The 12,239-nt window shown below is 70.6% G+C and carries 8 protein-coding genes; 3 read left to right on the plus strand and 5 right to left on the minus strand.

What is annotated here, in order from left to right; genetic code table 11:
* Window position 1: 1 nt before the first annotated feature.
* Together ACWC5O_RS03245 and ACWC5O_RS03250 are read right to left on the minus strand one after the other, a co-directional pair.
* The gene (locus ACWC5O_RS03245) at window positions 2–3,052 is read right to left on the minus strand and encodes an FAD-binding and (Fe-S)-binding domain-containing protein (protein ID WP_450581704.1); all 3,051 of its coding nucleotides are present in this window, start codon (window positions 3,050–3,052) and stop codon (window positions 2–4) included.
* 228 nt (window positions 3,053–3,280) lie between these two features.
* On the minus strand, window positions 3,281–3,454 hold the full coding sequence (locus tag ACWC5O_RS03250) for a CsbD family protein (protein ID WP_450581703.1): 174 nt from the start codon (window positions 3,452–3,454) through the stop codon (window positions 3,281–3,283).
* Between the two features lie 257 nt (window positions 3,455–3,711).
* Between ACWC5O_RS03250 and ACWC5O_RS03255 the strand changes: the two genes are divergently transcribed.
* The gene (locus ACWC5O_RS03255; protein WP_450581701.1) at window positions 3,712–4,500 is read left to right on the plus strand and encodes a SigB/SigF/SigG family RNA polymerase sigma factor; all 789 of its coding nucleotides are present in this window, start codon (window positions 3,712–3,714) and stop codon (window positions 4,498–4,500) included.
* A gap of 1 nt (window position 4,501) precedes the next feature.
* Window positions 4,502–5,077: a DUF6328 family protein gene (locus tag ACWC5O_RS03260; protein ID WP_450581699.1), complete on the plus strand. Its 576-nt coding sequence runs from the start codon at window positions 4,502–4,504 to the stop codon at window positions 5,075–5,077.
* Here the strand turns inward: ACWC5O_RS03260 and ACWC5O_RS03265 are convergent.
* Window positions 4,997–6,022: a cation diffusion facilitator family transporter gene (locus ACWC5O_RS03265; protein ID WP_450581697.1), complete on the minus strand. Its 1,026-nt coding sequence runs from the start codon at window positions 6,020–6,022 to the stop codon at window positions 4,997–4,999. The two genes, ACWC5O_RS03260 and ACWC5O_RS03265, sit on opposite strands and share 81 nt — an antisense overlap.
* A gap of 272 nt (window positions 6,023–6,294) precedes the next feature.
* Here ACWC5O_RS03265 and ACWC5O_RS03270 point away from each other — a divergent pair, with 272 nt between their 5' ends.
* The gene (locus ACWC5O_RS03270; protein WP_450581695.1) at window positions 6,295–8,571 is read left to right on the plus strand and encodes a PP2C family protein-serine/threonine phosphatase; all 2,277 of its coding nucleotides are present in this window, start codon (window positions 6,295–6,297) and stop codon (window positions 8,569–8,571) included.
* Between the two features lie 78 nt (window positions 8,572–8,649).
* Here ACWC5O_RS03270 and ACWC5O_RS03275 read toward each other — a convergent pair whose 3' ends face one another.
* Window positions 8,650–11,610 carry a HAMP domain-containing protein gene (locus ACWC5O_RS03275; RefSeq protein ID WP_450581693.1) on the minus strand — a complete coding sequence of 987 codons (2,961 nt, stop codon included), beginning with the start codon at window positions 11,608–11,610 and terminating at the stop codon, window positions 8,650–8,652.
* Between the two features lie 77 nt (window positions 11,611–11,687).
* Entirely contained in the window at window positions 11,688–12,140 is a 453-nt protein-coding gene (locus ACWC5O_RS03280; protein WP_450581691.1) for an ATP-binding protein, read from the minus strand.
* Window positions 12,141–12,239 lie beyond the last annotated feature (99 nt).

Genomic DNA, 12,239 nt, shown 5'->3' on the forward strand with positions numbered 1-12,239 from the left:
GTCAGGGATGGCGCAGGTGCCGTACGACGCCCAGGCCCGTGGCGGCCGTGAGCGCGGCGGTGCCCGCGGTGGCTGCCCATCGGGCCGTGCGGGACGGGGCTGCGGGCCGCTGGGCCAGGCGCTCGGGGTACTCGCTCGGCAGGGGGCCGTCGAGTCCGAGGGCCAGGGCTTCGGCGAGGTGCAGGGCGCGTCGTCCGGTGTCGCCCTGCTCGATCTGCGTGCGGCAGCTGAAGCCGTCGGCGAGCAGCAGGCTGTCGGGGGCGGCGGCGCGGACGGCGGGCAGGACACCTTGTTCGGCCACGGCCATGGAGACCTCGTGGTGACCGCGTTCGAAGCCGAAGTTGCCGGCGAGTCCGCAGCAGCCCTCGTCGAGGACGTTCGCGGTCAGGTGAGCGCGGCGCATGAGCTCGCGGTCCGCGTCGAACTTCATGATCGCGTGCTGGTGGCAGTGGGTCTGCACCGTCGCCTGCCGCGCCAGCTGGGGCGGCCACCAGTCGTCGGGGGCGTGATGGACGAGCTGTTCGGCGAAGGTACGCACCTGGCCGGCGAGCCGCCGCACATCCTCGTCGTCCGGAAGCAGTTCGGGTGCGTCGGCGCGGAACACGGCGGTGCAGGACGGTTCCAGGCCGACCACGGGGGTGCCCGCTTCCAAGTAGGGGCGCAGCACGCCGAGCGTATGGCGCAAGACCCGCTCGGCGATGGTCAGCTGGCCGGTGGAGATCCACGTCAGGCCGCAGCAGACCGGTGCGTCGGGTACGGCGACCCGGAAGCCGACGTCCTCCAGAACGCGCACGGCCGAGATGGCCACCGATGGGTGGAAGAAGGTGCTGAAGGTGTCCGGCCACAGCACCACCGCGGCCGGATCCACCGGGTCCGGCTGAGCGCTCCCGCGAGCGCGCCACCACTGGAGGAAGGACTCCCGGGCGAACACGGGTGCCGGCCGGGCGCCGTCCACGCCGGCCAGCCGCTTTCCCGCCTGAGCGAGTCCCGGTGCCTGCAGCACGCTGTTGACCAGCCACGGCGCCGTTCGCGACAACCGCGCCCATACCGGCAGCCAGCCCATCGAGTAGTGGGCCGCGGGCCGCAGCCGCCCCGCGTAGTGGTGGGCGAGGAACTCGGCCTTGTACGTGGCCATGTCCACCCCGGTCGGACAGTCCGACTTGCAGCCCTTGCACGCCAGGCACAGGTCGAGCGCGTCGCGCACCTCGGTCGACCGCCAGCCGTCGACGACGGTCGAGTCGGGGTGTCCGTCGAGCATCTCGAAGAGCAGCCGGGCGCGCCCGCGCGTGGAGTGCTCCTCCTCCCGCGTGGCCCGGTACGAGGGACACATCACGCCACCCCGGTGGGTGCGGCAGTTCCCGGTGCCCACACAGCGCAGCACCGCGCGCTTGAAGGAGCGGTCGTCCTCCGGGTAGCCGAAGTACGTGTCGGACGTGGTCGGCCGCCAGGCGGGGCCGAGCCGCAGTTGGCCGTCGACCGGATTCGGGTCGACGACCTTGCCGGGATTCATCCGGTCGCCCGGGTCGAACACGGCCTTCAGCTCTCCGAAGGCGGCCACGAGCCGCTCGCCGAACATACGGGTCAGCAGCTCGCCCCGGGCCTGGCCGTCCCCGTGCTCGCCCGACAGCGAACCGCCGTAGGAGGCGACGAGGTCAGCGGCCTGCTCCAGGAAGCGGCGGAAGTCCGCGAGCCCTTGCGCCGTCCTCATCTCGAACGGGATGCGCGTGTGCACACAGCCCTGACCGAAATGGCCGTACAGCGAAGGGTGGTCGTAGTCGAACTCCGCGAACAGCCGCTTCAGGTCGCGCAGATACTCGCCCAGACGCTCGGGCGGGACGGCGGAGTCCTCCCAGCCTTCCCAGGTCTCCCGGTCGTCCGGTGGACGCGCGGTCACACCCAGCCCGGCCTCGCGGGCCCTGAGCATCGTTTCCTCCCGCTCGGGATCGTCGGAGAAGGCGACCGAAGCGTCCTTCTCGCCACGGCCGATCGACTTCAGCAGCGCGTGCGCCTGCTCGTCGACGTCCTCCTGGCTGTCGCCGGCGAACTGGAGCAGCAGCCAGCTGTCGCCCTCGGGAAGGCTGTTGAGGGATTCGAGGTAGGCGTGCTCCTCGCGCATCAGCTGGGCCATCCGCCCGTCCAGAGCCTCCAACTGGCCGGGGGAGCAGTGTTCCAGCAGCCGGGGTACGTCGTCGGCGGCGCGGCAGATGTCGTCGTATCCGAGGACCAGCAGCGACTTGCTGGGCGGCACCGGAACGAGGTCGAGTTCGGCACGCAGGACCGTCACCAGGGTGCTCTCGCTGCCCACCAGGGCCTTGGCGACGTCGAGGCCGTTCTCCGGCAGCAGCGAGTCGAGATTGTAGCCGGACACCCTGCGCGGGATCCTGGGGTAGCCGCGCCGGATGTCCGCCAGATACTCGGTGACGATGCGATCCAGACCCGCGTAGATCCCGGCCCGGCGGCCGCCCTCGGCGGCGATCCTCGCACGCTCGGCCCGGGACGTCGGCCCCACCCACATGCGCAGGCCGTCATAGGTGAGGACCTCCAGTCGGCGCACGTTGTCCACCGTCTTGCCGTACGCCTGCGCGGAAGCCCCACACGAATTGTTGCCGATCATGCCGCCCAGGGCGCAGTGGCTGTGGGTCGAGGGTTTCGGACCGAACTGGAGACGGTGGTCGGACAGCCGGCGGTTGAGTTCGTCCAGGACGATGCCCGGCTCCACCACACAGGTGCGATTCTCGGGGGTGACGGAGACGAGGGCGTGGCAGTACTTGCTCCAGTCGACCACCACGGCCGCGTTCGTCGTCTGGCCGGCCAGGCTCGTGCCCCCTCCGCGGGACAGGACAGGGGCCTGGAACCGTGCACACACCTCCAGTGCGTGGGCACCGGCCTCGACATTGCGCGGAACGACGACGCCGAGCGGCACCTGCCGGTAGTTGGAGCCGTCCGTGGAGTAGGCGCCCCTCGTGCCCCGATCGAAGCGGACCTCGGCATCGGTCTCCTGTCGCAGAGCCGTGGCCAGACCAGCCGTGTCCACGCCGGCACGGTTCCTCATGATCGGTCTCCAGTCCTCTACTGGTACCCGTCCACACTCAACCCGTCCACACCCGTTCACCGGGTACCCCGGGCAGGGCGGAGGCAACGGCGATGAGTCGGTGCGCTCGAAGCGGGGCCGTGGGCAGGTCAGGACAACGGAAGTCCGCCGAAGAATTCGGTGCGTGATGGCATGCGAAGAGCGGGATCCCCATGGTTCAGAGAAGGACCCCGCTCCGAGCGCGGCACGTCAGTGCTTGAACGTGTCCTTCGCCTTCTCCTTCGCCTGGCGCGCGTCGCCCTTCGACTTCTCCATCTGTCCCTCGGCCGCCATCTGCTCATTGCCGAGCGCGCGGCCGACCGACGCCTTGGTCTTGCCCTTGATCTGCTCCGTCTTGGCCTTGGCCTTCTGGTTTCCGGCCATTGTCGTTCACTCTCCTAACCGAATGCGGCGCCTTGTTCGCCCACTCCGGGTACCCGTGTGCGGCGGGAAAACGCGCCAAGACCGTTGAGCGGCGGTCGACCGCTCCCTCCGTTTCTCCGGCGCATACGTGGGCAGTCGCCGGGTTGCCCTGCTGAGGCACCACCGCCACCTGCCCACAGCGGCCATCCGGAGGAGCTGGCCGAGGGCGCTCTCGCTTTTCGCCCGATGACGGTGTGTGACGACTACCGGAACAGGTGATGAGCGTGACCCGTGTACAGCACTCGCATGACGACACCCCCGACACCATGGCGGACTTCCGCCTACTGAGAACCCTGCCGGAGGGACCGCGACGGGACGGGCTGCGGGACGAGGTGGTGCGGGCCTGGCTGCCGATGGCTCACCGGATCGCCACGCGCTACCGCGACCGGGGCGAATCTCTCGAGGACCTGCGCCAGGTCGCCGCGCTCGCCCTGGTGAAGGCGGTGGACCGGTTCGACCCGGATCGGGGAGGGGCGTTCGCGAGCTACGCGGTACCGACGATCACGGGCGAGTTGCGCAGGCACTTCAGGGACCATACGTGGGTACTGCGAGTGCCGCGCCGCACCCAGGAACTGCGCCGCCGGGTCGCCATGGTCCACCAGGAGCTCGCCCGGTCGGACGGTGAGTTCCCGGCCGCCGAGATCGCCGCGCGTACCCACCTGGGGACGGACGAGGTACGCGAGGGGCTGTCGGCCCGGAACGCGTACGCCGTGCTGTCACTGGACGTCGAACTGACGGCGGTCGGAGCCGGTGGTGGAAAGACGCTGGCGGACACGCTCGGAGGCCCGGACCCCGGCCTCGAGACCGTGGTGGACCGTGAGACGGTGCGACCGTTGATCGGAGCGCTGCCCGAGCGGGACCGGCGCATCCTGTATCTGCGGTTCTTCCGGGGCATGACGCAGCAAGGTATCGCCGAGGAGTACGGAGTCTCGCAGATGCACATCTCCCGCGTCCTGAACCGCATCTGCTCACAGCTACGGGAGCAGGCACTGGCCGACGCCGCGTGACATGGGTGTACTACGCGGGGACTACGGAGGGAACGCGGTGGAGCAACATACGGATTCCTTTGCGCAGGGTCGCCATGAGACCGAGGAGGAGAGGGCGGACCGGCGGTGGAGCGAGCTGCTCCAGGAACTGCGAGTGGCTCAGACCGGCGTCCAGATTCTCTTCGGCTTCCTGCTCACTGTGGTCTTCCAGGCCCGTTTCACCACTCTGTCGGACACCGAACGGACCATCTACCTGGTGACGGTGGTCTTCGGAGCGGCCGCGACCGGCGCTCTGATCGGGCCGGTCGCGGTGCATCGCAGCCTGGCCGGTCGCCATCTCAAGCCGCAGACCGTGGACTGGGCCGCACGGCTGGCCATGACGGGTCTGCTCCTGCTGTTGTGCACGATGGCGAGTTCCCTCTGGCTGATCCTCCGGGTGGCACGCCTGGGCGCGGTGGCGGGCTGGATCGTCACCGCGATGGTCCTCTGGTTCGTGCTGTGCTGGTTCGCCATCCCGCTATGGGCCCGGTCTCGCGCCACCGTGACCGAGGACGCGGGAGAGCCGGCCGCCCGTGACAGGGGCGGTGACAGCCGATGAGGGTGGGCCCTGCTCGGGGCCGGGCGCCTCGGTGATGTCCAGGAACACATGCTCGGCCTGCGGCCACTCGCCGCTGATCCGCCGCTTGATCCGGACACAGACCAGTTCGACCTCCTCGCTGTCGAGCCCCGGTGCGAGATCGACGCGAGCGGCGACCAGTACGGAGTCCAGTCCCAGTCGCATCGTCAGCAGTGCCGCGACCCTGTCGATCTCGTCCTGGGACGCGAGGAAGTCACCGATCCGGTCGCGCAGTTCCGTGTCGACCGCCTCGCCGATCAGCTGGTCCCGAGTCTCCCGGGCCAACCGATAGGCCACGCATACCAGGAGGAAGCCGATCCCCATGGACGCGCCCGCCTCCCAAGCCACCTGGCCGGTAGCCAGGTGGAGGGCCATACCGCCCGCCGCGAGGAGCACACCGGCCACGGCTGTCGAGTCCTCCGCGATCACCGTGCGCAGCGCCGGGTCGGTCGCGCCCTCCCGGTGCCGACGCGCCTGGTACAGGGCGCGGACCAGGGAAGCACCTTCGGCCAGCAGCGCCACCCCGAGCACCGCCAGCCCCGCCAGGTAGCCCTTCAACGACTCCTGTTGGTCCGCTCGCAGAGCCTGGACGCCCTGGTACACCGAGAAGCATCCGCCCATGACGAAGATCCCCACCGCGGCCAGCAGCGCCCAGAAGTAACGCTCCTTGCCGTAGCCGAACGGATGACGGTCGTCGGCGGGGCGCCTGCTGCGGCGTACCGCGATGAGCAGGAACACCTCGTTCAGGCTGTCCGCGACCGAGTGCGCAGCCTCCGAGAGCAGCGCGGGGGACCCGGCGAAGAGCCCGGCGACCGCTTTGGCCGCGGCGATCACGAGGTTGGCTCCGAGGGCGACCAGGACGGTGACCCGAGTGCGTACGTCCCGGGCCGTGGAACCCCGATCGCGCTGCCCGTCCGTGCGCGTCACCAGCGTTGCCCTCCAGCCTTCCGTGCGGTCTTCACGTTCCGCGTCGCTCCAGGGACGTGACGGTGACCGTGCGGAGGTCTCGCCCTCCGCTCCGGCGAGGATCCGGCACCGGACGCCAGGGCCCCGGCGCCGGCCTCTCACCGGCGACTGCCCCGGTGAGCGGCGTTCATGCGGGGCAGCGGAAGGCCTCGGCGACATGACGGGCGGGTAAAATCCGGAGACGTACGAACGCATGTTCCGGGGCGCCGCGTGACGGCCGAACGGAGGTTGCCTTGACCATTTCTGCTTCTGCGCGGCCCGCCGGGGCGTCCGCCGACTGGGCCGATTCCGGATTCACCGGCCTGGCCGCGGAGATCGAGCGGCTCCGGGCCGACTACGCGCGCCGCCATCTGACCGATCTGGCCACGGGCGTTCTCTCCGCCCAGCTCGGGATCTCCGTCGCCGACGCGGCCGCGCACCTCGACGCCCTGGCCCAGGCGACCGGACTTTCGCCCGCGGATCTCGCCGCGGACGTCGTGAACTCGGTCTCGGCGCCGGGCGACCAGCCTGTCGTCCCCAGTCCGGTCCCGCCGCTCCAGGCTCGGCATCAGCGCCGCACCGCCGCGGCCGCCGAGGCCACGGACAGCGTCGGGGACGCGGCCCGGACGCTGCTCGAGGGCGCCCTCGGCCCGCTCGGGGCGGACAGCCTGTGGCTGTGGCGGTCGGGCGCCTCCGGCAGCCTGAGCCTCGCCGGGTACGCGGGGGTCGGAGCCTCGGAGGCCGCGGCCTGGCGCTGGATCTCGCCTGCCTGTCCCGAGCCGTTTCGCACCGCCCTTGCCGACAGCGTTCCCGTGTGGCTGGAGAGCGGTCCGGCCGAAGGCTGTCCGATGCCCGGAGTACGGGCGGACTCGGCCAGGGCACTGCTGCCCCTGCGGCGTCAGGGGGAAACGGTCGGCCTGGCGCTGATCGGCTGGCCGGGCCCCACACCGCTCGACGCCACGCTACGGCGCGCTGTCACAGACTTGATGGGTATGGCGATAACCATCCTGGACCGCCCGGACAGCCCCATGCCGGCCGTGCCCGTGATGGTCGACCTTCTCGACGCCCTCACCCAGCCGGCGGCACTGCTGCGGACGAGCGACGTGACCGGGGCCGTGATGGTCGAACACGCCAACGGGGAGGCCGTCGCCGCCCTCGGGGGAGCGCTCTCGGCAGGCGACAGGCACCTGTCACATGTCTTTCCGCTGACCCACCAGGCCCTCGGCCGGCTGCTCCGGCGGGCCCGTCACAGTCGCCGCCCGCAGCGGGCCGCCCGGCTGCCAGCGATCGCCCGCAAGGAGCCGCAAGGGGCGCCCGCCCCGCTGCTGGATGTCCGGGTCCTGCCGGCCGGGGGCGCTCGGTACGTACTCCTGTGGAACACCGTGACCGACTCCGGCCTCGCGACCGGTCGCGCCGTTTCCCGGCTGCAGAGCGTCGCCACCTTCCAGGACAGCCTGACCGGCGGCGAGACCGTGTGGTCCGAGCAGGCCTACAGCATCTTCGGGATGGGACGGGACGAAGCGCCGGTGCCCCTGCTGGCGCTGCGGGGACGGATCCACCGAGGGGACGACGGCGCCCTCACGGAACTGCTGCGATCGCTCATGGACGACAGGACGGGCGCGCAGTGCGTGCTGCGGATCGTGCGCCTGGACGGATCCGTGCGGCATGTGCGGGTGGTGGCGGAGCCGCTGCTCGACGGGGAGACGGTCACGGGATTCGTCGGGGTGTACCAGGACGAGTCGGTGATCCATCGCACGGAACTCGCGCTCAGCGCGACGTTCGACAGCCTGACCGTGGTTCGCGACCAGGCGGAGCTGCGGCATCGACTGGCTCTCCAGCTCCAGCAGGCCATCGTTCCCGAGGCCCCCGCCTCCCAGGAACTGCCCGGGGGCCTGGTGGTCGCCGCTCGATACCGTCCGGCGGCGGAGGAGTACCAGTTCGGCGGCGACTGGTACGACGTGCTGCCGCTGCCGGACGGCAAGCTGCTGGTGGCCGTCGGTGACATCGCCGGGCACGGAATCGACGCCGTCACCGGCATGGTCGCGCTGCGCAACGCCCAGCGGGCGCTCGCCTTCACCGGCGGGCCGCCCGGGCAGCTGATGGGCTGGCTCAACGAGGTCACGTTGCGCACCGGCGACGGGACCACGGCGACAGCTGTGTGCGCCCTGTACGACCCGGACGCGCGGGACCTCGTCTGGTCGAGCGCCGGGCACCTTCCCCTCCTGCTGCTCCGGGACGGCCGCGCGCGGCTGCTGGAGACCCCTGAGGACATCCTGCTCGGCGCGGTCCCGTCGTTCCGCTATCACGAGTGCCGCGCCGTGCTGCGGCCGGGGGACACGCTGCTGCTGTACACGGACGGCCTGATAGAGCGGCGGCACGACGGGCTGGGTCTGGGGCTCGCCCGCCTCGTCGCCGCGGTGGACGAACTCGCGACCGGCGGGCTTCTGGCGCCGCTGGTCGACGGACTGCTCGGCCTGGCCATGGGGGACACCGACGACGACACGTGCATCGTCGCCGTCGGGGTGCGGTGACCCGCGCACGGGAGCGAAGGCGCGACCGGTCCCGCTGATGAGCTTCGAGGGCCAGGGACCGGCCGGGCCCGGGAGCCGTCACTGCGCCAGTCGGTGATGGATCATGGCGAGCAGCTCCGCCTCGTCGATGGGCTTGGCCAGGTAGCCGTCGGCGCCGGCCGCCAGGGCCCGGACACGATCGCCGGGCATCGCCTTCGCGGTGACCACGATGACCGGGAGGTTCGCACGGCCCGGGAGCCTGCGGATCTTCTCGATCGCTTCGTACCCGTCCATCCCGGCCATCATGACGTCCATCAGCACGAGCTCGATGTCGTCGTGTTCGGTCAGCAGTTCTATGGCCCGGCGTCCGCCGTCGGCGGTGACGACCCGCAGCCCGTCGGTTTTGAGCACCTCCGTGAGAGCGAAGACGTTGCGTTGGTCGTCGTCCACGACCAGCACGGTCGCGCCGGACCCTGCCGCGAAGTCGCCGGGAGCGGCAGGCTCCGGGAGCATGCTCTCCCGGGGCTCAGGGGCCTCGCTCGTGGCAAGCGCGGCCGGTGCGGGCGGCTCCGTGTGCACGGGGAGGTACAACGTGAAGCGGCTGCCGCGACCCGGTGCGCTCTCCACCCCGATGGCGCCGCCGATGAGCGTGGCGACCTCCCGGCTGATGGAGAGCCCGAGTCCGGTGCCGCCGTAGCGGCGCGCGGTGGTGCCGTCGCCCTGCTGGAAGGCCTCGAAGATGTGCCGGAGGCGTTCCGTGGCGATGCCGATTCCGGTGTCGATGACGCGGAAGGCGAGTACCGGTGCGGCACCGCGCAGATCGGTGGGCGTCTCGGCGGGGTCGGCGGGTTCGACGCTCAGCGTGACGCTGCCTTCGTCGGTGAACTTCAGCGCGTTGGAGAGCAGGTTGCCCAGCACCTGACGCAGCCGCGCCTCGTCGGTGGTGAGGGACTCGGGCACCTCCCGCGCCACGGAGACGGTGAAGTCGAGCCCCCGTTCGTCCGCCACGGGACCGTACGCCGCCGTCAGGTGCTCCAGTAGATGCGACAGCAGGAAGGGCTCGCGCCGGACGTCCATCTTGCCCGCTTCCACCTTGGACAGATCCAGGATGTCGTTGATCAGCTGCAGCAGATCGGAACCCGCCGAGTGAATGACCTCCGCGTAGTCGACCTGCTTCTTCGTCAGGTTGCCCTCGGGGTTCTGGGCGAGGAGACGGGCCAGGGTGAGCAGACTGTTCAGCGGCGTCCGCAGTTCGTGGCTCATGTTGGCCAGGAACTCGGACTTGTACATCGAGGTACGGGACAACTGCTGGGCGCGCTCCTCCAGTTCCTGCCGGGCCTGCTCGATGACCCGGTTCTTCGACTCGATGTCCTTGTTGCGTTCGGCGAGGAGGGCGGCCTGCTCCTGCAGTTCCGCGTTGGACCGCTGGAGCTCCTGCTGCCGGGCCTGCAACTCCTCCGTCTTGGAACGGAGTTCGTCGGCGAGACTCCTCGACTGGGCGAGCAGTGCGTCGGTGCGCAGATTGGCCACCAGTGAGCTGAGCACGGCTCCGGCGCTCACGAGGAACCGGTCGAGGAAGTCGCGGTGCAGGGCGGTGAAGCTGTGGAGGGAGGCGAGTTCGACGGCGCCGAGCACCAGGTCCTCGACCACGATGGGCAGCACGATGAGCGCCGTGGGCTCCGCCGATCCGACGGCGGAGGAGATGGTGGCGTACCCCGGGGGCACCGGATCGACGAGGAGGGCTCGTCTGTCGCGGGCGGCCTGGCCCACGAGGCCCTGGCCGACGCGGAACCGGCGTGGCGTGCCGGACCCGGGCGGCTCCGCGAGCCCGTAGGCGGCTGCCATGACCAGCTCGGGGCCGTGCTCGCCCTCTTCGACGACGAAGAAGGCGCCGTACTGGGCCGAGACCAGCGGCGGCACTTCCGTCATGATCAGCTGGGCCATCTCGGGCACGCTGCGGGTGCCCTGGAGCAGCCCGGTGATCCGGGCCAGATTCGTCTGCAGCCAGTCCTGCTCCTGGTTGGCCCGTGTCGTCGCGCGCAGCGACTCGACCATCGCGTTGATGTTGTCGCGCAGTTCACCCACCTCGCCGGGGGCGTCGGCGGTGATGGAGCGGGTGAGATCGCCCTCGGCCACGGCACTCGTGACCTCTGCGATGGCCCGGACCTGCCGGGTCAGGTTACCCGCGAGTTCGTTGACGTTGTCGGTGAGGTCCTTCCAGGTCCCGGACACCCCGTGGACCGTGGCCTGGCCGCCGAGCTTCCCCTCCGTCCCCACTTCGCGTGCCACGCGTGTCACCTCGGCGGCGAACGACGACAGCCGGTCCACCATCGTGTTGATCGTGGTCTTGAGTTCGAGGATCTCGCCGCGTGCGGCGACATCGATACGGCTGGTCAGGTCGCCCTGTGCGACGGACGTGGTGACCTGGGCGATGTTACGAACCTGGTTGGTCAGGTTGTCGGCCATGAAGTTGACGTTGTCGGTGAGGTCCTTCCAGGTCCCCGACACCCCGCGGACCGTGGCCTGACCGCCCAGCTTGCCGTCCGTACCGACCTCGCGCGCCACGCGGGTGACCTCCTCCGCGAACGACGACAGCCGCTCGACCATGGTGTTGATCGTTTCCTTGAGCTCCAGGATCTCGCCGCGCGCGTCCACCCGGATCGTCTGGGTGAGATCGCCGCGGGCGACGGCTGTCGCCACATGAGCGATGGAACGCACCTGAAGAGTGAGGTTGTCGGCCATCGCGTCGACCCCGGTGGTGAGCTCCTGCCAGACCCCGCTCGCCCGCGGTTCGTGCACGCGGCTGCCGAGCAGCCCCTCGTCGCCCACTTGTCCGGCGACCCGCGTGACCTCGGAAGTGAGCAGGGAGAGCCGGTCGACCATGTCGTTGTAGACCACGGCGATGTCGCCGAGGGTTCCGGCGGCGTCCTCGGGGAGCTGGACGGAGAGATCCCCGTCCCGTACCGCGGTGAGGCCGGCGAGCAGCCGACGCAGGCCCTCCTCATCGGGGCCGGCGGCGGCCGGGGCCGCGCTGAGGCGTGCTGTGCTGCGCTTTGCCATGGGGGCACCTCGTACGAGCGGGCGACGCGTGGGCCGACAGACCAGATTCCGGGACGGCCACGCACCGCGTTTCCACTCTAGGACCGGTCCGGAGCTCCGGCTTCCGGGACGATGTCCACCTCGAACCAGACGGTCTTGCCGCCGTGCGCGCCGGGTACGCACCCCCAGCGCGCCGCGAGCCGCTGGACGAGATACAGCCCGTGCCCCGAGGTGCGAGCGGCGCTGTGCCGGCCGTGCGGATGAGGAACCACCGGGCTGGTGTCGCTGATCTGCACCCACAGTTCCCGATCGGTTGCGGTGAGTTGCAGCGCGGCCGGACCGCCCCCGTGCGTGCAGGCGTTCGTGACCACCTCCGACACCAGCAGCACGGCGTCGTCGGCGGCTTTCCGGCCGCGCTCGCCGGCGGATCCGAACCACGTGCGCAGCGCCTGCTGTGTGAGGGCACGGCAACGGGCGACCACTCCAGGTTCCGCCGGGAGTTCGTAGCGCAACGAGCGGTCGCCGGTCAGCTGCTCCGTGGTCCTGGCCACGCACTGCGGCTTTCCGGGGTGTACCGCATCAAACCATCTCAAAGGGGAAGAATGATTACAGGACGCTCGACCGGCGGACCCCGCCACGTTCACCGCGGC

Source organism: Streptomyces sp. NPDC001450 (assembly GCF_053597295.1).